The sequence below is a fragment of the Vibrio sp. JCM 18905 genome (genome assembly GCF_055393305.1).
Genome location: NZ_AP043879.1, coordinates 644,070 through 667,238 on the forward strand (window position 1 = coordinate 644,070; position 23,169 = coordinate 667,238).

The 23,169-nt window shown below is 45.4% G+C and carries 17 protein-coding genes; 12 read left to right on the plus strand and 5 right to left on the minus strand.

What is annotated here, in order from left to right; genetic code table 11:
• Positions 1-291 precede the first annotated feature (291 nt).
• Entirely contained in the window at positions 292-1,869 is a 1,578-nt protein-coding gene (gene mltF / locus ACZ5ZC_RS11165; protein WP_282150442.1) for a membrane-bound lytic murein transglycosylase MltF, read from the minus strand.
• A gap of 299 nt (positions 1,870-2,168) precedes the next feature.
• On the opposite strand from mltF, the gene purL reads away from it, so the two are divergent.
• Together purL and ACZ5ZC_RS11175 are read left to right on the plus strand one after the other, a co-directional pair.
• Entirely contained in the window at positions 2,169-6,062 is a 3,894-nt protein-coding gene (purL, locus tag ACZ5ZC_RS11170) for a phosphoribosylformylglycinamidine synthase (RefSeq protein WP_464932135.1), read from the plus strand.
• Between the two features lie 295 nt (positions 6,063-6,357).
• Entirely contained in the window at positions 6,358-6,666 is a 309-nt protein-coding gene (locus ACZ5ZC_RS11175) for a DUF3622 domain-containing protein (protein ID WP_005391432.1), read from the plus strand.
• 90 nt (positions 6,667-6,756) lie between these two features.
• Here the strand turns inward: ACZ5ZC_RS11175 and ACZ5ZC_RS11180 are convergent, their stop codons facing one another.
• The 3 genes from ACZ5ZC_RS11180 to ACZ5ZC_RS11190 form a co-directional block, all read right to left on the minus strand.
• Complete coding sequence (locus tag ACZ5ZC_RS11180; RefSeq protein ID WP_047010164.1) at positions 6,757-7,200, minus strand: hypothetical protein; 444 nt, start codon at positions 7,198-7,200, stop codon at positions 6,757-6,759.
• Between the two features lie 118 nt (positions 7,201-7,318).
• Complete coding sequence (locus ACZ5ZC_RS11185; RefSeq protein WP_464931923.1) at positions 7,319-9,505, minus strand: TonB-dependent receptor domain-containing protein; 2,187 nt, start codon at positions 9,503-9,505, stop codon at positions 7,319-7,321.
• A 263-nt stretch (positions 9,506-9,768) separates the two neighbouring features.
• On the minus strand, positions 9,769-10,836 hold the full coding sequence (locus ACZ5ZC_RS11190) for a succinylglutamate desuccinylase/aspartoacylase family protein (RefSeq protein WP_005391426.1): 1,068 nt from the start codon (positions 10,834-10,836) through the stop codon (positions 9,769-9,771).
• Positions 10,837-11,165: 329 nt separating this feature from the next.
• Between ACZ5ZC_RS11190 and ACZ5ZC_RS11195 the strand changes: the two genes are divergently transcribed.
• Positions 11,166-11,705 carry a DUF3332 domain-containing protein gene (locus ACZ5ZC_RS11195; RefSeq protein ID WP_047010162.1) on the plus strand — a complete coding sequence of 180 codons (540 nt, stop codon included), beginning with the start codon at positions 11,166-11,168 and terminating at the stop codon, positions 11,703-11,705.
• A 62-nt stretch (positions 11,706-11,767) separates the two neighbouring features.
• Here ACZ5ZC_RS11195 and ACZ5ZC_RS11200 read toward each other — a convergent pair whose 3' ends face one another.
• Positions 11,768-13,240, minus strand: coding sequence for an aminoacyl-histidine dipeptidase (locus tag ACZ5ZC_RS11200; RefSeq protein ID WP_464931924.1), 1,473 nt, complete (start codon positions 13,238-13,240; stop codon positions 11,768-11,770).
• Between the two features lie 1,025 nt (positions 13,241-14,265).
• On the opposite strand from ACZ5ZC_RS11200, the gene ACZ5ZC_RS11205 reads away from it, so the two are divergent.
• The 9 genes from ACZ5ZC_RS11205 (at position 14,266) to ACZ5ZC_RS11245 (ending at position 23,110) form a co-directional block, all read left to right on the plus strand.
• Positions 14,266-15,555 (plus strand): NCS2 family permease, encoded by a 1,290-nt coding sequence (locus ACZ5ZC_RS11205; RefSeq protein WP_054867890.1) that lies wholly within the window; start codon positions 14,266-14,268, stop codon positions 15,553-15,555.
• A 264-nt stretch (positions 15,556-15,819) separates the two neighbouring features.
• Complete coding sequence (gene gpt / locus ACZ5ZC_RS11210) at positions 15,820-16,284, plus strand: xanthine phosphoribosyltransferase (protein ID WP_005391418.1); 465 nt, start codon at positions 15,820-15,822, stop codon at positions 16,282-16,284.
• Between the two features lie 91 nt (positions 16,285-16,375).
• Positions 16,376-17,623 carry an esterase FrsA gene (gene frsA / locus ACZ5ZC_RS11215; protein WP_464931925.1) on the plus strand — a complete coding sequence of 416 codons (1,248 nt, stop codon included), beginning with the start codon at positions 16,376-16,378 and terminating at the stop codon, positions 17,621-17,623.
• A 115-nt stretch (positions 17,624-17,738) separates the two neighbouring features.
• The gene (crl, locus tag ACZ5ZC_RS11220; RefSeq protein WP_005391414.1) at positions 17,739-18,128 is read left to right on the plus strand and encodes a sigma factor-binding protein Crl; all 390 of its coding nucleotides are present in this window, start codon (positions 17,739-17,741) and stop codon (positions 18,126-18,128) included.
• Between the two features lie 121 nt (positions 18,129-18,249).
• On the plus strand, positions 18,250-19,389 hold the full coding sequence (gene proB / locus ACZ5ZC_RS11225; RefSeq protein ID WP_005391413.1) for a glutamate 5-kinase: 1,140 nt from the start codon (positions 18,250-18,252) through the stop codon (positions 19,387-19,389).
• 17 nt (positions 19,390-19,406) lie between these two features.
• Positions 19,407-20,657, plus strand: coding sequence for a glutamate-5-semialdehyde dehydrogenase (locus tag ACZ5ZC_RS11230; RefSeq protein WP_054867891.1), 1,251 nt, complete (start codon positions 19,407-19,409; stop codon positions 20,655-20,657).
• A 206-nt stretch (positions 20,658-20,863) separates the two neighbouring features.
• The gene (gene nrdR / locus ACZ5ZC_RS11235; protein ID WP_005381578.1) at positions 20,864-21,313 is read left to right on the plus strand and encodes a transcriptional regulator NrdR; all 450 of its coding nucleotides are present in this window, start codon (positions 20,864-20,866) and stop codon (positions 21,311-21,313) included.
• Positions 21,314-21,320: 7 nt separating this feature from the next.
• The gene (ribD, locus tag ACZ5ZC_RS11240; protein WP_464931926.1) at positions 21,321-22,448 is read left to right on the plus strand and encodes a bifunctional diaminohydroxyphosphoribosylaminopyrimidine deaminase/5-amino-6-(5-phosphoribosylamino)uracil reductase RibD; all 1,128 of its coding nucleotides are present in this window, start codon (positions 21,321-21,323) and stop codon (positions 22,446-22,448) included.
• Between the two features lie 8 nt (positions 22,449-22,456).
• A complete protein-coding gene (locus ACZ5ZC_RS11245) occupies positions 22,457-23,110 on the plus strand; it encodes a riboflavin synthase (protein ID WP_464931927.1) in 654 nt (217 codons plus the stop codon).
• Positions 23,111-23,169 lie beyond the last annotated feature (59 nt).

Sequence of the window (23,169 nt, forward strand, 5' to 3'; positions counted from 1 at the left end):
GCACAGAGCCAGCAAACAATTTCAATACGATGCTTAATAATAGGAGTGACGTTATTTCGGCAGAGTGTAGCCGAAGGCGCCGCTTCATCAAGTGAGCTAAACCATGTGGTTACAAAGCAATCTGTTACAAAGCAATCAGTTTTACTAACGATGAAGAAAAGGCGACCAACCAAAGGAATGGTTGAGTGTGGTTGGCGTCACTCAGAATATTTGATTCTAGATAAGTTTTCGTTAGGACTCAACAAAAATGACGAGCTTCATAGGCTCGTCATTTTTTAGTTTACCGCGGGTTTATTCTTCAATGCTTTCTTGTTCGGTGTCTTCTTCAACTGTGACGTCAGAAGCACCTGATACTTGCTCTACGACGGCCTCTACAGCCCCTGATATCAAAATGTCAGGGTTGAGCGGCGGGATAACTTGCAAGTCATCGCTATTCTCATCAATCGCTGGTCTTTGGCTGACATGACCAATGATGGATTGGTAGTAACGTCGAATATTTTCTACGTAATTACGCGCTTCATCACCTCTGGCGTACCCATAGCGAGTTTGACTGTAGTAACGCTTCTGACGCAGTAAAGGCAATCTGTCTTTTACATCCGCCCAAGCGTTTGGATCGCCACCTTGCGCTTTAGTAAGTCGTCGTGCGTCCATCATGTGGCCATAGCCAATGTTGTATGAAGCCAGGGCAAACCATATTTTTTCATGCTCGTTGATGCTATCAGGCACGCGACCTACAATGCGACGTAAGTACTCGACACCACCACGAACAGATTGCTCAGGGTCTAAACGGTTTGTTACCCCGACGCTTTTCGCTGTTGGCAGAGTAAGCATCATCATCCCTCTAACACCCGTTGGCGATTTTGCCGCTGGCTTCCAGTGTGATTCTTGATACGCCAATGCTGCAATTAAGCGCCAGTCGAACTCTTCGCTGTACTTTTGGAATAAAGGTGCCCACTTAGGCAATTTGTCATCCAGAGCTCGAATGAATGCGCGAGTATCAACGTAGTCAAATGCTTCAATATGACCAATGTACTTCTCTTCGAGAGTGGACAGTTCTCCTGATTGTTTAATGTTACCGAAAAACTCTATCAGCATCGCATACAAACTTTCGTCTTCAGAGCGTCGAGTAAACCACGATACTGGTTGATCTTCTGTAAGTTCAAACGCGAGCGCAAGATCGGGGTAAAGGCGCTGAGCTAGGGAAAGCTCCACAGAGTCAGTCACAGTAAAACGCAACTCACCAGTGGATACATATTTAAGTAAGTCTCTCGTGTCAGCATCGCCAACAATTTCAAACTGCAGCTCTGGGTATTGCTTCTTTAATGCGGTTAGGGTCGGAACATATTGCGATTGTTCGACGATCTTTAATGTTTGCGCGCCAGCATTTGTATCTTCGTCTGATTCGCTGTCTTTCGATGCTTGGTATTCAATCAGCTGTTCGATATCACGTGGTCGAAGTTGCCCCTTTTTATACACAACTTGTTGGCTTACATAATAATAAGCAGGGCCCGGTCTAAAGCGTTTTACCGCTTGTGACGTTTGATTTAAGCCCGTAGCGATGAGATCAATATCTCCTTTCTTAAGAGCAGGAAAAAGCTCGGCTTGGCGAAAGGCAGGTTTAATCTCGAGCTTGACGCCGAGCTGCTCCGCAAACTGACGCGCCAATTCGTAATCCAACCCAGCGGGACCATCGGGACCAATATAATAGGAAAGCTGATTGTTTAGCGTGCCAACACGAAGCACGCCACGTTCCTGAATTTTTTCGAATTCACTTTTGGGTTCCGACTCAATCTGGCAGGCAGAGAGTAGTAGCACAGAAACAAAAATTAGGGCGCTGCGCTTGAGTCGGTTGAGCTGGCTTATTTGCATTAATAGGTACATCTTAGGAAATTTCTATTTGCCTTTATATCAAAGCGAGCTCATGGGGCAAAGTGAATCACACACTTATAGCGTGACATTGTGTGTTTTATCGACATTTTAGTCGTAATTCAAATTTGACAAAAAAAATGACGCAAACGGTTGCTTTTGATGTTACATCACAAAAACAATTGCTATATAATGCGCTCGCAATGACGAGGTGGAATCGGCATAGGTTCGACAGGGCTTATTTTAAGTGTCTGAATTTATTCCAATATCACCTTAATCAATTGCATAAGAGACCTAAGCACATGAGAATTTTGCGTGGCTCCCCAGCTCTTTCTGAGTTTCGTGTTAATAAACTACTGGAACTTTGTCGTGAACAAGATCTGCCTGTAACTGGCATTTATGCCGAGTTTATGCACTTTGCCGATCTAAAGTCTGACCTTGATGACCAAGAGTTAGAAAAACTTGAAAAGTTACTAACTTACGGCCCAACCATCGAAGAGCATGAGCCAGAAGGTCTTCTACTTCTTGTTACGCCTCGTCCAGGCACTATCTCGCCTTGGTCTTCTAAATCTACCGATATCGCTGTTAACTGTGGCTTGGATAAAGTGAAACGTCTAGAGCGCGGTACGGCTTATTATGTCGAATCTTCAGTTGTTCTATCAGAAGCTCAAGTTGGCGCTGTCAAAGCGTTAATTCATGACCGCATGATGGAAACGGTATTTACAGAATTTGAAGCTGCGTCAGCGCTGTTTACAGTCGCAGAGCCTAAGCCAGTGGCGCATGTTGATATCTTAGCGGGCGGTCGTCTTGCGCTTGAAGAAGCAAACGTTTCCCTTGGCTTGGCACTCGCAGAAGATGAAATTGATTACTTAGTAGAGAACTTTACTAAGCTTGGGCGTAACCCAAACGACATTGAATTGATGATGTTTGCTCAGGCGAACTCAGAGCACTGTCGCCACAAAATTTTTAACGCAGATTGGACTATCGACGGGGTAGATCAACCTAAGTCTCTGTTCAAAATGATCAAAAACACGTTCGAAACGACACCTGACTATGTGCTGTCTGCATACAAAGACAACGCGGCCGTTATGACGGGCTCTAAAGCGGGTCGTTTCTTCCCAGACCCTAAATCTCGTCAATACACTTACCACCATGAAGATGCACACATCTTGATGAAGGTAGAGACGCACAACCACCCAACGGCAATCTCTCCATGGCCGGGCGCATCGACTGGTTCAGGCGGTGAGATCCGTGACGAAGGTGCGACGGGTATCGGCGGTAAGCCAAAAGCGGGTCTGGTTGGTTTTACAACCTCTAACTTACGTATTCCTGGTTTTGAACAGCCGTGGGAAACCGACTTTGGCAAGCCAGGTCGTATTGTTAACGCGCTAGACATCATGCTTGAAGGTCCTCTAGGCGGCGCGGCATTCAACAACGAATTTGGTCGTCCAAATCTATTGGGTTACTTCCGTACTTACGAAGAAAAAGTGACCTCTCACGCGGGTGAAGAAATCCGTGGTTACCACAAACCAATCATGATTGCTGGTGGTATGGGTAACATTCGTGACGAACACGTGCAGAAGAAAGAAATTCCAGTGGGTGCGAGTTTAATCGTACTTGGTGGTCCGGCAATGAACATCGGTCTTGGTGGTGGCGCGGCGTCCTCAATGGCGTCTGGTCAGTCAGCAGAAGATCTGGACTTTGCTTCAGTACAGCGTGAAAACCCAGAGATGGAGCGTCGCTGTCAGGAAGTGATCGACCGTTGTTGGCAGCTAGGCGACGACAACCCAATCGCATTTATCCACGATGTGGGCGCTGGCGGTATCTCTAACGCATTGCCTGAACTTGTCGACGACGGTGAGCGTGGCGGTAAGTTCCAGTTACGTGATGTACCAAACGATGAGCCGGGCATGAGTCCGCTAGAAATTTGGTGTAATGAATCACAGGAACGTTACGTTCTTGCGGTAGCGCCAGAAAACATGGAAGCATTCGATGCAATCTGTAAGCGTGAACGCGCACCATATGCAGTGGTTGGTGTGGCAACTGAAGAGCGTCATCTAACGCTAGAAGATTCTCACTTCGACAATACGCCAATTGATATGCCAATGGATATACTGCTTGGTAAGCCACCGAAGATGCACCGCGACGCAACCACACTAAAGGTGGAAAGCCCTGCCATTGTTCGTGATGGTATTGAGCTTAATGAAGCGGTGGATCGCGTACTTCGTCTTCCAGCGGTTGCAGAAAAAACATTCCTAATTACTATCGGTGACCGAACAGTAACGGGTCTGGTTGCTCGTGATCAAATGGTTGGCCCTTGGCAGGTACCAGTAGCAAACTGTGCAGTAACAGCGGCAAGCTATGACACTTACCACGGCGAAGCAATGTCGATGGGTGAGCGCACGCCAGTGGCATTACTAGACTTTGGTGCATCGGCTCGCCTAGCGGTTGGTGAGTCACTAACGAACATTGCGGCAACAGACATCGGTGATATTAAACACATTAAACTGTCTGCGAACTGGATGTCGCCAGCGGGTCACCCAGGTGAAGATGCCGGTCTTTATGAAGCAGTCAAAGCGGTGGGTGAAGAGCTCTGTCCTGCATTAGGTTTGACGATCCCAGTTGGTAAAGACTCCATGTCGATGAAAACCAAGTGGGAAGAGAACGGCGAGAGTAAAGAAGTCACTTCTCCACTGTCTCTAGTTATCACGGCATTTGGTCGTGTGGAAGACGTACGTAAGACCGTGACTCCACAACTACGCACTGACAAAGGCGATACTTCTCTAGTTCTTGTTGACTTGGGTAACGGCAAAAACCGCTTAGGTGCGACAGCATTGGCACAAGTATACAAACAGCTGGGTGACAAACCTGCTGACGTAGATAACGCTGAGCAGCTAAAAGGCTTCTTTGATGCAATGCAAGCGTTAGTACGTGATGACAAGCTAGTGGCTTACCACGATAAAGGCGACGGTGGTCTGTTTGTTACACTGGCTGAGATGGCGTTCGCGGGTCATTGTGGCGTAAAAGCGAACATCGCAGAGCTGGGTGATGATGCGCTAGCCGTTCTATTTAACGAAGAGCTAGGTGCGGTTGTTCAAGTTAAGAATGATGATCTGGATTCAGTTCTATCTACTCTGGCGGCAAACGGCTTAGAGGCATGTTCACATGTGATTGGTTCAGTTAACGCTTCAGACGACTTTATTATCACTTCTGGTGATGCAGTTGTGCTTGAACGTTCACGTACCGAACTACGTGTTATCTGGGCTGAAACAACGCATAAGATGCAGGCGCTACGTGATAACCCAGCGTGTGCTGACCAAGAGCACGAAGCTAAGAAAGACAACTCTGACCCGGGTCTAAACGTTAAGCTCAGCTTCGACGTAAATGAAGACGTTGCAGCACCGTACATTGCGAAAGGTGCTAAACCTAAGATGGCGATTCTACGTGAGCAGGGTGTTAACTCCCACGTCGAAATGGCAGCAGCGTTTGACCGCGCAGGCTTTGAGGCAACCGACATCCATATGAGCGATATCCTAACGGGTCAAGCGGTACTGGATGAATACCATGGCCTAGTAGCTTGTGGTGGCTTCTCTTACGGCGACGTACTAGGTGCGGGTGAGGGTTGGGCTAAGTCTATCCTGTTTAACGCACAAGCCCGTGAACAGTTCCAAGCCTTCTTCAACCGTAAAGAGACGTTCTCTTTAGGTGTATGTAACGGTTGTCAGATGCTTTCTAACCTGAAAGAACTTATCCCGGGTGCAGACTTGTGGCCACGTTTTGTTCGTAACGAATCTGAGCGTTTTGAAGCGCGCTTTAGCCTAGTTGAAGTTCAGAAATCTGATTCTGTATTCTTCGACGGAATGGCTGGTTCGCGCATGCCAATCGCGGTTTCCCACGGTGAAGGGCGTGTAGAAGTACGTGATGCAGAGCACCTAGCAGCGATTGAAGCATCAGGTACGGTTACGGTTCGTTACGTGGATAACCTCGGTAACCCAACACAACAATACCCGAACAACCCGAACGGTTCGCCAAACGCGATTACCGGTTTAACAACAGCAGACGGTCGCGTAACTATCATGATGCCTCACCCAGAGCGCGTATTCCGCACAGTTGCAAACTCTTGGGTTCCGGAAGGTTGGGGTGAAAATGGTGCTTGGATGCGTATGTTCCAAAATGCCCGTAAGAATATCGGTTAATTAACCAAAGGTTAATCTAGCTTAAGTAAAGCGTTGGTTGAGAGACCAGCGCTTTCTTTTTTCTTATTACTCTTTTTTCTTCGTCGCTCTTTCTCGTGACTGGGCGAAACGTTGCTTTGTTCTGCCTCTTCTTTGTCATCTATTATCTCGCGTAAAAAACTTGCAGCGTTTAGATTACTTTTATGCTCTAATACCGCGCTTACCAAGGGATGGTGTTAAACAGCTCAGCTTAGATGGAGTTATCAAGTTGACCGAATCCCTGATTGATCCCTAAATCCCTTAGGAAATGAAAGAAATGTCTAAGAATCCAAAATTTGCTATCCGCGTCACTGAAAAACGTAACGGCTGGAGCGCAGAAATCACTCGCCAAGTGACATCTCGTAAGACTGTAGTATCAAAGCGTGAAACTGGCTTTGACAGCGAAGAGAAAGCACAAGCTTGGGCTGAACAAGAACTGGCTGGTTTTATCCAAAACCAAGTGGTTCGTAACGAGCGTAAAGCAGCGCAACGTCAAGAGCGTGAAGCCGAACAACTAGCGGCAAAAGTTCGTAAAGAAGAAGCCCGCAAAGCACGTGACGCTGAAGTAGACGCTGACGAAGAATAGATTCAAGTCGGTGAGATGGTGACGTCACCCATCAAACAAAAAGTGAAAATGCCCTGAGCTTTGTCTCAGGGCATTTTTTATTGTATCGACTTAAAAACAATCCGAAGATACTGACAGACTAAACGTACCGTCTTCAGGGGCTGCAAATTGTTTATTGCCAGGAAGAAGGTGAGGGTTATTAGCATAAGTGCGATGTGTTGACTTACCCTTTGCCGAGTGCCTCTCTGGTAAATCAAAGTGTTGCAATCCGTCAGATAGATCGTTTGCTTCACCGTAGTCGAAATGTGTTGCGACGTCCTTGGGCTGCTTGGCGTAACGACAGTGATCCGGCTTTCCATCTTCATGCCAAGTTAACGCGTTTGCTTTGGCGTCTAGATTCAGATTATTTGTTGTTGGTTGTGCGTAATGATCCTCAATAACCTGGTGCTGACTCTGCTCTTGTAAGTAGTCAGCAATGCTCTCAGAAGTCTGTGCCAGGCTTTGACTTGCTGGAACGAAGCAAGCAAGAAGAAACAATGTTTTTAAGTTGTTCATAGTGTGTATGCAAGCAAAAAGAAATGATAGTACTGATAAATAAAACGGTGTGCAATTATGGTTGTTCGTTAAGAAACAGCAGGGCAGTTAATGTCTGCCCTGCATCTTTTAGGTATGGTTAGTATTGATAAGTGAGATGCAGTTTGACTTCGCGACCAGGCGAAGGCACGCCATTAGATAGGTATGCTTCGTAGTAACGATCGGTTAAGTTTTTCACAACAGCGCCAACACTCAAGCCTTCGACTTGTTGTATTTCCCAAACCACGTAAGCGTTTTGTAGCGTGTATTGCTCACTTGGCGATTTCACTTTTAAATTGTTACCGCTTGCCTTGGTTTTGGTTTGCGCATCATACCAACGGACTTCCCAGCCAGTGCGTAAACCAGGAATCCATTCGTAACCTAAACCCAGATTAATGTTTAATGGTGGCACATCAGGGTGATCATCATCTGAACCTGTGGAGTCAGATAGACTGCCTTTGTTTTTGCCGCGAATGTAACTTGCTGAGAAATTACTGTAGAAATCTTCAATCCGGTATTGTGAAATTAGCTCAAAGCCGTAGTTTTTAAAGCCATCTAGGTTTGTATTCCAGCTTTGTAACTCAGTAGTATTTGTGTCGAGGTTTTCGCCCGTTCGTATATCAACCGTGTCGCTAACATCGTTATAGAATAAAGTTAACTCTGTTGCGAGGTTATCGCGAGTATTCACCAGCCCTTCCGTTAAGTTGATAACGCTTGCTTGATAAGCATGGATACTAGACACGTCCAGATTCAAAGCAGTAGCCGTAGCGGTAGCTCGCGCATATTGCACTGAGTAGATGTTATCAACGGTTGGTGCTTTTAAAGCGTAGGCGTAGGAGGCGTTTAAACGCGTATTATTGGTCGCATCAAAGTCGATATCCAAACGCGGGCTAAAGCCTTTATGCGTCGTTTCACCGTAGTCATGTCCGGCGGCTGGGTCATTATAATCCGGCGCAGCGTTCCCTTTTCCTTCACTCTTAATGTATTCGTAACGCAGAGAAGGTGTGATGGTTAGACGGTCTGTTGCTTGATAGTGATCAGCAATGTAAGCCGCATAAATTGACTGAGTGCCAGATGGTTCGTAGTAAGGGGTATACCAACCGTAGTTTTTGGCTTCATTACTGTCGTATGATGCGTTGAATACTAATGAGTCTCTATCGGTTTTTTGATATTGAAGCCCTGTCACTAGAGTGTGGTCTCCGAACTGCGCTTGGTTAAACACATCAGCATAGTCACGCTCGTAACTCAACCAAGACTCGTGACCGTAACTGCCAACAGAAACGAACATTTTCTCGAATGCCACGTCAGGGCGAACCCAGTGACGATCGTTTTCAGAACGTGCCATTTTGATATTGAAATCAATATACGGGTTAGTCGGCATGTAGTGGTAAGAGATGGTCGTGGTGTTATCCGTGTATTTATTATCGACGGTGTATGCGTATTTGGCTTTTTCTAATGATCCGTATTTCTTGATGTTGTACTCAGTGATGTTAGGCATTTTTCCGCGGCGGTTAGCCCAAGGTTTACGACCTTCATCTTTGTAGCGAGTGTGGCTAATTTCAAACTCGTGATCGTTGTTTTCATAACCGACTTTTACGAGCATGTTTTCTTGCTCATAACCTGAGTAATCCAGCGTTTCACCACCACCGACTTTAATGTCATCAGAATCTTTTACCGAGCCATTCGCTAGAAAATAAAAACCAGCATCGTTTTTACCATAGAGTGTTAGCGTGTAGGCATTCTCATCGCCGTTGTTGTTATATGCACTTGAGATGCGAGCACCAAAGTTTCTGTCGCCGTAAAGGAGATCATCGACACTTTTGGTTTTAATACGAATGGAGCCACCAAACTTTCCGTTGAGTGCTCGATAGTCGTGCGCGCCCTTGATAATTTCTGCTTCACCAATCAAGAACGGATCAAAAAAGAAAGTTCCGTAGCGGTATTGTTGAAAGCCAATAGGAGCGCCATCGACAAACACGGCGATATCGCTTGGATCATCAAAACCACGTATATTAATACGTTCGCCGCCGGAACGGCCGCCACCATCTAATGATGCGCCGGGAACGGCATCGATCATTGAGGCAAAATTAGAGTACTGTTGCTCTTCAATCTCTGACCAATTAATGGTGGTTTGCGCAGGCTCTGCAATGGTAATAGGTTTGGCATAACGCACACCGATGACTTCAAGCTCTTCATTTGGCGTTGTCTCGGCATATGAATAAAGAGGGAAGAGCAAAGTCAGTGAAATGAGATTTACTTTGAATGGATGACTTTTTAATCGTTTCATATTGATGATTTATAGTGTTTTTATGAAGCTCGGATTATAAGAACATTATTACGATTAATAAATGATAATGAGATTAATTATCAAATGTGTTTTTGCGATGGCTTGTAAAGTTTTTTATCCATTCGTGGAAACTACGATGAGTATCGTTAGCTTACAGAAAACAAAAAGCCCAGCATCATGGACGCTGAGCTTATTGGCTTTAAACAAGATGGTGCGAGCATTGTTGCTCCTTTCGAGCTAATCAAGTGCGTACTTGGTAGGAATTACTGAGTTTCTAACGGGATCTGTCCGGTAGTCAGTGGCTCGACATCGAACTCGGTCAGTCCTTCAATGTAACTTTCAACGGCTTGTTCCACCGAATCATCACCTTGGTTGAAGTAAGCAAGGTGGAAGATCGCATCGCCTTCATTAACCAGTGGCAAAGTTTGTTGACCGATTACCAAGCCACGCTTTGGCGCTTTGAGCTCTACCTCATCATGTCCAAGAGGAGAGCTGATATAGGCGAGAGTTTCACCCTGTTCCACTTTGTCTCCCAGATTAACGACAGTACGCAAAATACCGTTACCTGACGCACGAACCCAGCTGGTGGACTTCGCTATGATAGGCTCAGGCAGCTTTTTTCGGCTAGCGCGCAGCATGCCAATGGCTTGCATTACACGCCGAACCCCTAGTACACCAGCGCTGATTGACAGTGGATCAAAACGCAATGCTTCGCCAGCCTCGTAGGTGAGCACGGGTATATCACATTTTTCTGCCTCACTGCGTAAAGAGCCATCACGCAATGCTGAATCAACAATCACTGGCGTCGCAAACGCCTGAGCAATACGCAGAGTTTCTGGGTTGCTTAAGTTTGCGCGAATCTGTGGCAGGTTCGTGCGGTGAATGGCCCCAGTGTGCAGATCCAAAATGTAGTCACAACGCTTGGCAATGTTGTTAAAGAACCCGTGTGCCATTCGAGATGCAAGCGCGCCTTTTTCACTGCCAGGAAAGCAACGGTTGAGATCTCGTCGATCGGGCAAGTACCGTGATTTATGGATGAAACCAAACACGTTAACGATAGGTACTGCAATGACAGTGCCTTTCAGTTTTTGTGGATCCAGTTGGTTAATGATCTGACGAACGATTTCTACGCCATTAAGCTCATCACCATGGATAGCAGCATTGACCATTAACACAGGCCCTTCTTGTTTCCCATGGATGATTTCCACAGGAATAGATAAAGGCGAATGTGTGTATAGCTTCGCTGCTTCAAATTCGATCTCTAATCGTTGTCCTGGTTGTATTTGATGCCCTAAGAGCTCAAACACTTTGCTTTTTTTACTTCTGGCCATAAACCATCTCTGTCAAATGCGTTATCAGCAATGTAACAATTGCTGCAAAATCGCACTAATCATTCTTATTAACGACACGACAAATTACTTTAATCGTCATGCGCGAAATCTCAGCATGTGTGAAGTTTTTGTTTTCAATATGATCTTTTCTATCAGTTTAATACATAACGAGAGGTACGGAAGGAAGAGCAATCATAGGCTTAAAAAATGTGACTGTATTAAAAATAATACTGATAATGAGGGACAAAAAAACGGACTTTTAACCCTACTTTTTATCCGATAATATCCGCGCCGAATTTGAGGTCTAACATTTCTAACTAGAGGTTTTGATGAAAAAGGCAATTGCTAAAATTGGTGCATTGACTGCTGTAGCAGTTTCACTTTCAGGTTGCGTTGGCAGTAATGCCGTGACAGGTTATGTCATGGGGTTTAACTTGAAAGCTGTAGATAACCGTTACGCTCGAGGTGGTCTAAACATGCTTTTAGCACCTGTTTATGGTGTCGCAATCGCAGCGGACTACATCGTGTTTAACTCTCTAGAGTTTTGGACGGGTAAGAACCCTTTAAATGGTAAGCCACATATCTTCGATACAAAGATGGATACTTACATCGATGTAAACCACCAGTTAGATAAATCGTTAACGACGGCGCCAATTGCACCGTTAGCGAATAACCGTGTTATTGAGCAGGGTCGAATGCAGCAAATCGATGAGAATACTGTTCAAATGGATATTACTTACAATAACGGCGAGAAGGCGACACTCATGGGTGTGCGCGATGGTGAGTTTGTTACTTACTACATTGATGGCGAAGTCGTTGCACAAACCTCAATGGATGAGCTAGCTGCTTATACGCAAAATCGCGTGTAATTTGGTCCAGCCAAACAAAAAAGGGTGCCGTAAAGCACCCTTTGTCGTTTTTCGTGGTTGAATTACGCTTTCTCTGGAATTGCCTCTAGAAGCGCTACCATTTGGTCCCAGTACAGCTGAACGGTATCAATCTTCACTTTCTCATCTGGTGAGTGAGGGAATTTAATTGTTGGACCGAAAGACACCATATCCATGTGTGGGTATGGTTCTTTAAACAGGCCACACTCAAGACCAGCATGGATGACCATGATGTTCGGCTTATGACCGTAAATGCCTTCATACATATCACGGAAAATTGCCATGATCTCGGAATCTGCATCTGGCTTCCAGCCAGGGTAAGCGCCTGAGAACTGAATTTGTGCGCCTGCTAGCTCAGTAATCGAGCGCAGCATGCTTTCCACTTGGCTACGGCCAGAGTCAATGAGAGAACGAATCAAGCAAAGCACGGTGACTTTATTTTCTTCTGTGCTGATCACACCAACATTTAGAGAAGTTTCAACAACGCCTTCCACCTCATCACTCATACGCATTACTCCGTTTGGACAAGCGTTAAGTGCCGCAATGAATCGTTGCTGATCGGCGATTGAAAATACTTGCGCGTCAGTCGTGATCACTTCATTAAAGGTTACGATACCTGTTTCGATTTTACCCAGTTCAGTTTTAAGCAGCTCAGTGTAGTGGTTGAACAACTCTGCAAGTTTGTCTTGGTTTTCAGCAGGAAGCGCGACAGTGACAAACGCTTCGCGAGGGATTGCATTACGTAAGCTACCACCACGGAATTCTACCAAACGTAAATCAAGCTCTTGCGCATGACCCGCGAGGAAACGACCAAGTAATTTGTTGGCATTACCGCGACCTGTGTGAATGTCACAACCTGAGTGACCACCTTTTAGGCCTTTCAGCGTCAGTTGGCGTGTTACGAAACCTGCAGGCGTTGATTCTCGAGAAATATCGAAAGTCATGGTGCCATCAACACCACCAGCGCAACCCATGTAGACTTCGCCTTCTTGCTCAGAGTCTGTATTTAGAAGGATCTCACCTTCTAACCAACCAGCCTCAAGACCAAATGCGCCAGTCATGCCTGCTTCTTCATCAATCGTCAGCAGAACTTCGATTGGGCCGTGCTTAATGTCTTTAGATGCCAATACAGCAAGGCAAGAAGCCATACCAATCCCGTTATCTGCACCAAGCGTCGTGCCTTTCGCCGTTACCCATTCGCCATCGATGTAAGGTTGGATTGGATCTTTGGTGAAGTCGTGTTCGGTGTCTTCGTTTTTCTGCGGCACCATGTCGATGTGTGCTTGAAGTACAACAGCCTTCTTATTTTCCATTCCAGGTGTCGCGGGCTTTTTGATGAACACGTTACCGGTTGGATCACGGCGAACGTCAAAGCCTTGCTCTGTTGCCCAGTTGATAATGTACTGTGCTAATGCTTCTTCATGCTTAGATGGGTGAGGGATAGAACAAATCTTATCGAAAAACTGCCAAAGTGGAGCAGGTGATAAGGTACTGATCTCAGAATGGAACTCAGACACGGAGGACTCCTTTTGATGTGCTTTGCCAAATATATACCGTAAAAATATTGTCGAGATAGCATTAAATGCTAGACGATTTGGCCTTCAAATTGCCGTTTAGCATACCACCAGATAAGGAGTACGAGTAGTCGCGTGCACAAGGATTTCTCTCAGAACTGTCACAGTTTGTGAACACAATAACAGGCACTATGTGTTCTTTATCATACATTCTGAAAGTGGCTTTATTTTTTAATTCACAAAACTGTAATTTAATTACATTTAAACTTTGATGAAGGTCAATTTATACATTTTTTGTGATTTTAATCACTAAAATGCTTGTAATTAAATTTCTTGGTGGTATATTTGTAACCAGCTTCTGAGAGAAGAATGAAATGCTCAAAGGATGAGTCCGTTTTATCGCCTCCAAGGAACCGAGAAATCAACGAATGTTTAATTGATTTAAAAGGTGATAGTTATGAAAGGTTTACCAAGTACAATGTTCTGGAATAGCAAGTCTGTTTACACCGGCAACTTTGTATACCCAACAAGCTTTGGCTACTAAGTGAAGTCAACGCATGTGACTCGAACAGTTTGTTCACCCCTATAAATTGGAATTTTTTTTCAGTGATAGTGCTGACATGATTCGCCGCCACCCAAATTGGGTGGCGTTTTTTTATCTCCACTTTCTCTTTCTGACACATTTTCTGCCATCAAGGCTGGATTCTATTCTCCGTTCTTCAGTTTTATCGACTTTCCCGTCAAATCCACCTAGATATGACGCTTAAAACGCCCAGTTTCTATTTGAAAGTTTAGTACATTGTTCAGTTTTTATTCTGTTGTTGGGTTCTGAGCAATAATTATTAATTGTTGTTTTATAAGAATATATTTTCTGTTTTGCTTTTAAGAATTAGCGAATGGGTTTCATATCCAAAGAAAAAAATCGCATTAGAGTGAAGATTCTATCTAGAATTTGCTATTTGATAACTTTATAATTCCCGCCAATCGATTACGCAACCGTTTACTTTTTACCTTTACAGGATTCGATCATGCTCGAGAGGCTTTTTAAGCTCAGTGACAATGGCACAAATGTGCGCACTGAGATCATTGCAGGTGTTACCACCTTCCTAACCATGGCTTACATTATTTTTGTAAACCCAGCGATCCTGTCGGATACCGGTATGGACCGTGGTGCCATTTTTGTTGCAACTTGTCTTGCGGCTGCTATCGGCTGTTTCATCATGGGATTTGTTGCCAACTACCCAATTGCACAAGCACCAGGAATGGGGCTGAACGCATTTTTCACTTACTCTGTTGTGTTGGGAATGGGCTATACGTGGCAAGTTGCGTTAGCGGCGGTGTTTGTTTCAGGCCTGCTGTTTATTCTTTTGAGTATATTTAAGATCCGTGAGTGGATTATTAACTCGATCCCGCATTCTCTTCGAACTGGTATTTCAGCCGGTATCGGTCTTTTCTTAGCATTTATCGCATTAAAAAATGCAGGCATCGTCGTTGATAACCCTGCGACATTAGTTTCTATGGGAGACATCACATCATTGCCATCTGTATTGGCTGCGATTGGTTTCTTCCTTACTATCGCGCTTGTTCACCGTGGTGTGAAAGGTGCGGTGATGATCGCCATTCTTGGTGTTACAGCGCTTGGCCTTCTATTTGGTGATGTGCAGTGGAGCGGCATTATGTCTACGCCACCAAGCATTGCACCAACTTTCATGCAACTGGATTTCTCTGGTTTGTTTGAAGTTGGCATGATTTCCGTTGTGTTCGCTTTCCTATTTGTCGATTTGTTTGATACCGCAGGTACGCTAGTTGGCGTTTCTCAAAAAGCAGGCCTCACGGATGAGAATGGCAACATCCCGCGTTTAAACAAAGCGTTACTTGCAGACTCAACGGCAACGTCAGTAGGTGCACTACTTGGTACCTCAAACACCACATCTTACATTGAGAGTGTTTCTGGTGTGGCGGCTGGTGGTCGTACTGGTCTAACAGCAGTGGTTGTTGGTGTGCTCTTCCTACTTGCTCTATTGTTTTCACCACTAGCAGGAATGATCCCAGCTTACGCAACATCGGGCGCTCTGTTCTATGTCGCGATTTTGATGCTGTCTGGGCTGGTAAGCATTGATTGGCGTGACCTAACGGAAGCATCACCAGTTGTTGTGACTTGTTTGGTGATGCCATTAACGTTCTCGATTGCAGAGGGTATTACGTTAGGCTTTATCGCGTACGCGGCGATCAAATTATTCAGCGGCAAGGGCCGTGAAGTGTCGATGAGTGTGTGGGTGATGTCTGCCATCTTCATCGTCAAATACCTCGTCGGTTAATTTCTCGAGCAAAAAGCCAGTGTGGATTTATTCACGCTGGCTTTTTCTTTTTTCACGTTGTTCACTTCAGACGGTTTTTCTGCGGAATAGGCAGAGAATTTTGATATCACCGTTGGTATTAACGGTGTGTTTCGGTAGAATAATCGTTTGCGCAGCTTGAAATCCTCATCTCCATACGTTTTGGAGAGGTCAGTGAGCATTCCGCTTTTGAGTGAGTTCGCTAGATTTTGAGGATGCATATTTTCAAATTATTAGGTTATTACAATGAGTAAAAAATTCATTATCACTTGGGATGCAATGCAGACTTACTGCCGTGAACTGGCTGAAAAACAAATGCCAGCTGAGCAATGGAAAGGGATTTGGGCGGTAAGCCGCGGTGGTTTGGTTCCTGGCGCTATCTTGGCTCGTGAACTGGGTATTCGTTACGTTGATACAATCTGTATTTCAAGCTACGACCATGATCATCAGCGCGATATGACGGTACTAAAAGCACCTGAAGGCGATGGTGAAGGTTACCTAATCGTTGAAGACCTAGTAGACAGTGGTGATACGGCGCGCAAACTACGTGAGATGTATCCAAAAGCGAAGATGATCGCTGTGTGTGCGAAACCTTCAGGCAAAGCGTTGCTAGATGATTACGTGGTAGATATCGCGCAAGACACTTGGATTGAACAACCTTGGGATATGTCAATCCAGTACGCTGAGCCTGTAAACCGCAAGCAAAAATAAACGCTATTAAAGAATATTGAGAAATGCCCCTGTATAGGGGCATTTTTTTTATTATCATAACAACTCATGCTAATAGCCTAAGGTTCTTCCTATGTCTGAAGACGTCAGTAAAAATCTTTCCGAAACTTTGTTCGTGAAACATAAGCAAGCAAAAGAAACCTCTGCGCTTACCCAGTATATGCCGACCAGTCAAAAAATACTTGATGAGCGAGAGGCGCAGGATGATCGTGCTTGGTATCGTCATTTGCGCCGCTTGCAATGGGCTTGGCAAGGGTTGTCTCCGATAGAGATGGAAGGTGTGCTTTCTAAAATCGCTTCTTCTTCCCACTCTCGAACCAATGATGATTGGTTAGACACCGTAATGGGGTACCACAACGGCAACTGGACATTTGAGTGGATTAAGCTCGGCATGGAGCATCAGAAGCGTTCAAATGAAATGCAAGGTGAGGAGGCCGCCGATGAACTCTTCACCGCTTCTTTGTGTTTTAGTATCGCAGGCTACCCACATCTGAAGAATGATAATTTGGCCTTGCAGGCTCAAGTGCTGGCAAACAAAGCGTATTCTGACGGCGCAGAGAAGACCAAGTACACCATCAAGCAAATTGAAGTGCCTTACCAAAATCGCAAAATCATCGCGAACCTTCATTTGCCAAGAACCGACAAACAACTGCCTGTGGTGATGGTGAGCGCTGGTCTCGATACGTTACAAACCGACATGTGGCGTTTGTTCCGCAATCATCTTGCACCACGAGATATTGCGATGTTGACGGTTGACATGCCTTCGGTAGGGCACAGTTCTCACTGGCCTTTGACTGAGAACTCAAGCTGTCTGCACCAAGCGGTACTAAATGAGCTGTATTCATTGCCTTGGGTGGATCATCACAAAGTGGGGTTAGTTGGATTTCGTTTTGGTGGTAATGCCATGATCCGACTCTCTTTTGTTGAGCAAGAGAAGATCAAAGCTTGTGTAGCCCTTGGCGCACCCGTACATGATATTTTTACTTCCCCTGAGAAGCTGCAAAAAATGCCGAAGATGTACTTAGATCTTTTGGCTTCCCGTTTGGGAAAAAATGCGGTTGATATTAATAGCATGGCGGGCCAGATGATGGCCTGGTCATTGAAGGTTCAGGGCTTCTTGAGCAGTAGAAAAACCAAAGTACCTATTTTAGCTTTGAGCCTTGAAGGCGATCCGGTGTCTCCACACAGTGATAACCAACTCGTCGCGCTGTTTAGCCAGTATGGCAGAGCGAAAAAAATCAGTTCCAAAACGATTACAAAAGGATATGAGCAATCCCTCGATTTAGCCATAAAGTGGCTAGAAGATGAATTATTAGGGTGACAATTCTCCTAAATTAGTTAAGAGTGATATATCTGAGCAAAAAATAAGCTCATGATAATTAAAAATAATAATCATTCTTGGGTGTTTACTTTTAACTATGAAAATGGAGATTCATATGTCAGAGACGACTCAGGGCCCGACTCACTTTCGCTTGATGTCAAAGTTGAAGGCGATAGGGCCTTACCTGCGCGAACCACAATCGCAAGAAGGGCGCTATTATTTTGATTGTCTATCTGTTTGTGTAGACGACAAAAAATCGCCTGAGAAGCGTGAATTTTGGGGCTGGTGGATGGATTTAGAATCCATCGAAGGAGGCTTTACTGCCAAATATCATATCGGCAAGTACAACAAAGAAGGGCAATGGGTATCTGAAGCCCTGCCTAAAAAAGCGGTAGAGGAAGTGTATCTGACGCAGAGCACATTCCATCAAAAGCTGGTTGATACTTTAGAAGAACACTTCAAATTAGAAGTCGAATATCACACGGAGTCTTTCGATTTCGCTTAATTTGGTTGTTTTCATTTAATACCAAACAAAAAGGTGCGAAAACGCACCTTTTCTCTTGTTAATTCCCTCTTTGATTGTTAAAACATCCTCTCTTTATTTGTTTTTCAATTCAGAAGACATCATGACAACGAATCAACAAAATGCAGTTGTTTCACAACCACAAACTGTCGTTGTGAAACTGGGTACAAGTGTGCTGACAGGCGGCACTCTGGCACTCGACCGTGCTCACATGGTTGAGTTAGCGCGCCAGTGTGCTGAGCTTAAAAAACAAGGCCATTCAGTGGTAATGGTTTCGTCTGGTGCTATTGCAGCAGGTCGTGAGCACCTTGGTTACCCCGCATTGCCCAACGAGATGGCGAGTAAACAATTACTTGCGGCGGTGGGTCAAAGTCGCTTGATTCAAACATGGGAGTCTTTGTTTGGTATTTACGGCATTAAGATTGGTCAAATGCTACTAACTCGTGCTGATTTAGAAGATCGCGAGCGATTCTTAAACGCACGTGACACCATCAATGCGCTCGTTGCGAACGATATTATTCCTATCGTAAACGAAAATGATGCCGTTGCGACCAGCGAGATTAAAGTGGGCGATAACGACAACCTTTCCGCTTTGGTGGGCATTTTGTGTGGCGCAGATAAGCTCTTGCTTTTAACTGACCAAAAAGGTCTGTTTACTGCTGACCCTCGAAAAGACCCGAACGCAGAGCTGATCAAGGAAGTAAAAACCATCGACGATACGCTGCGTAAAATCGCAGGAGGAAGTGGTACAACATTGGGTACAGGCGGTATGGCAACGAAGCTGCAAGCCGCAGACATCGCTCGCCGCGCTGGTATCGAGGTTATTATTGCTGCCGGTAGTGCACCGAATGTTATCTTTGACTCTTTGAGTGCAGAGCCACAAGGCACACGCTTCCTACCTTGCGCTGAAGCTTTAGAAAACCGTAAACGCTGGATTCTGGCGGGACCTGCGGCATCGGGCGACATCATTATTGATGACGGTGCGGTAAATGCTGTGGTCGGTAAGGGCAGTAGCCTACTTGCTAAAGGGGTAATCAAAGTAAGTGGTGACTTTGCTCGAGGCGAAGTGGCGCGTGTAACAAATTCTCACGGTAAGTTGGTGGCTCGTGGCATCAGCGCCTACTCAAGTGATGACCTAACTAAAATTACTGGTAAGCACAGTAAAGATATCATCTCTATTTTGGGGCATGATTATGGCTCTGAGGTGATTCATCGCGATGATTTGGTCGTCATTCAGGAATAGAATTAGAGGGAAGCAAAGTGGATTTAACGAATATGGGTAAAGCTGCTAAAGATGCAGCTTTCGAATTAGCGACAGCGTCAACTGCGCAAAAGAACCAAGCTTTAGCCATCATCGCTGATGAGCTAGAAGCAAACTCCGTTGCTATTTTGGCGGCAAACGCTAAAGACATCGAACTTGGCCGTGAAGCGGGTTTAACCGATGCACTGCTTGATCGCCTTTTGCTTAATGAAGAACGATTGACTGCAATTGCTAATGATGTTCGCAACGTCATTAGCTTGAACGATCCTGTAGGCAGCGAAATCGACAGTAAGGTACTGGAAAATGGAATGTCATTGTCTCGTCGCCGCGTACCACTGGGTGTTGTGGGCGTAATTTATGAAGCGCGTCCTAACGTAACTATTGATATTGCGGCACTGTGCTTGAAAACCGGCAACGCAAGCATTTTGCGTGGCGGCAAAGAGACATTTTTCTCGAATATGGAATTAGTGAAGGTTATTCAGTCTGCGCTAGCAAAGGCGAACCTTCCTGCCGCTTCGGTTCAGTACATTGAAAAGCCAGATCGTGAGCTAGTCTCTCAACTGCTTAAACTGGACGATTACGTCGACATGATCATTCCACGCGGTGGTGCTGGCCTACACAAAATGTGTAAAGAAAACAGCACGATTCCGGTGATTATTGGCGGCTTTGGTATCAGCCATATCTTTGTCGACGAATCCGCTGATCTAGATAAATCCCTGAATGTGGTTGAGAACTCTAAAGTTCAACGTCCATCTGCGTGTAACTCACTAGATACGCTGCTCGTGCATGAAAAAATTGCAGAACAGTTTCTACCAATGATCGTTGAGCGTATGGACGAAAAAGTGACGTTCGTGGCAGAGCCAAAAGCAAAAGAACTCATGGAGCAAGCGAAACAAGTACGCGATGCTGTTGAAGGTGACTTTGATACGGAATGGTTGAGCTACACCCTTGGTGTAAAAGTCGTGTCTGATGTGAAAGATGCCATTGATCATATGCGTGTTCATAACGCGAGCCACTCAGATGCGATCATGACCAATAGTTTGGAAAACTCAGAACTGTTCATCAATTCTGTCGGTTCGGCGGCGGTTTATGTGAATGCTTCAACGCGCTTTACAGACGGTGCGCAATTTGGCCTTGGCGCAGAAGTCGCAGTATCCACGCAAAAGCTACATGCCCGTGGTCCAATGGGCTTAGAAGAGCTAACTAGCTACAAGTGGGTTGGTAAAGCGAATTACTTAGCACGCAGTTAACACATTCAACGAGATCTTGAGTGAAAAAGGGGCCTTTGCGCCCCTTTTTGTTTTGTCTAACATACCAATTCCGCTACACTACATGAGCTTTTATTTCGGTTTGAAAGCGTTATACCCAAATAGCTTTAATAGAGTCCGCATAACTATGAACGCGTGGTTAGCCGTGATTGCTCATGAGGTTATTTGGGTATAGATATGGAGGTGATATGCATTGTCCTTTTTGTTCCGAGAACGATACCAAAGTTATTGATTCCCGCTTAGTGGCTGATGGCCATCAAGTTCGACGTCGCCGTCAGTGCTTGGCGTGTAGCGAGCGTTTTACTACGTTTGAAAGCGCAGAGTTAGTGATGCCTAAAGTGATCAAATCGAATGGCAACCGTGAACCATTTGATGAAGATAAAATGGTTGGCGGTATTCAGCGCGCATTAGAGAAACGCCCAGTGAGTGCTGACTCTATAGAGTTAGCGATCAGCATGATCAAATCACAACTGCGTGCGACGGGTGAACGAGAGGTTCCGAGTGAAATGATTGGTAATTTAGTCATGGACCAACTCAAAGAGCTCGACAAGGTCGCTTATATCCGTTTCGCCTCAGTTTACCGCAGTTTTGAAGACATTCGCGAGTTTGGCGAAGAGATTGCCCGCCTAGAAGACTGAGTAGCTCATGACTCAACACACTCCTGAAAGAGCGTTTTCTGATTTAGATTTCGCCATGATGTCACGAGCTATTAAGTTAGCGAGACGTGGCATTTATACCACCGCCCCAAATCCAAATGTGGGGTGCGTCATCGTTCGTGATGAAGAAATTGTTGGTGAGGGCTATCACCACCGCGCTGGTGAGCCGCATGCCGAAGTGCACGCGATGCGCATGGCGGGTGAAAAAGCAGTTGGTGCAACCGCTTATGTGACGCTCGAACCTTGCTCTCATTACGGCCGTACACCGCCATGTGCTGAAGGGCTAATCAAAGCCAAAGTGGCACGTGTGGTTTGCGCAATGGTAGACCCAAACCCTAAAGTTTCGGGGCGGGGCATCCAGATGTTGCGTGATGCCGGAATTGAAGTACAAATCGGCTTGTTAGAGCAAGATGCCCTTGCCCTTAACCCTGGTTTTATAAAGTATATGCGTACAGGCATGCCGTTTGTTCAATTAAAAATGGCAGCCAGTTTGGATGGGCAAAGCGCACTCAGCAATGGGCAGAGCCAATGGATCACCTCCCCAGCGGCCCGCCAAGATGTGCAGCGTTATCGAGCGATGAGTGGTGGTATTCTCTCTACCAGCAAAACGGTGATTGATGATAATGCGTCACTCAATGTGCGTTGGGATGACTTACCTACCAGTGTTCAAGCGCAGTATTTACGAGAAGAACTTCGTCAACCAGTACGTGTAATCTTAGACCGTCAGAACCATTTAACGGATGCGCTCAAGCTGTTCCACACCGATGGAGAGCGAGTTATTGTTAGCCCAGATGGAGACTGTATCCCTCTATTGGACAACGCTGACCAAATTGACTTATCAACGACATTAAAACGTATCTCGGATGAGCACCACATCAATCACTTATGGGTTGAAGCTGGAGCAACGCTAGCCAGCGCGATGATAAAGGCTAATCTTGTAGATGAGCTCATTGTTTACCTTGCGCCAAAACTCATGGGCAGCGATGGTCGGGGGCTGATTGGTGCTTTAGGGTTAAGCGCTATGGCTGACGTCACTGATTTAAACATTACAGACGTTCGTATGGTTGGGGTAGACATTCGCATCACAGCCACCATCAAACGTAAAGAACTTAGATAAGAAATAGTATGTTTACAGGAATAGTAGAAGCAGTTGGCAAGTTAGCTGCGATTACGCCGAAGGGCGAAGACATCACCGTCACAGTTGAAACGGGGACGCTTGATATGTCAGACGTTAAGTTAGGCGATAGCATCGCGACCAATGGTGTTTGCTTAACGGTAGTTGACTTCGGAAGCCATTATTACAGTGCTGATCTGTCATTAGAAACCTTGAAGAAAACTGGGTTTGCTGAATACCAAGTAGGCGATAAGGTGAATCTAGAAAAAGCCATGTTACCAACAACGCGATTGGGGGGACATATCGTTTCTGGCCATGTCGATGGGGTTGGTGAAATTGTCGAACGCAATTTAGTTGGCCGCGCGATAGAGTTTTGGGTTGCAATGCCTGCGGAAATTAGCAAGTACGTCGCAGAGAAAGGCTCGATTACAGTTGATGGTATTAGCCTAACCGTCAACGACTTACGTAAAAATGCTTTTAAGCTGACGATTGTTCCTCATACGAGTGAAGAAACTACGATTGACCAGTTTCAAGTGGGGCGCAAAGTCAACTTAGAAGTTGATGTACTTGCGCGTTATATGGAGCGTTTACTGCAAGAACAGCAAGAAGATAAGGCCGAGTCTCGTATCACGATGGACTTTTTACAGCAAAACGGTTTTGCATAAGTCTTGGGAGTGGCTGCGTGAGGCATGCGATAAAGAGCAGACTCACAGAACACCGCGAG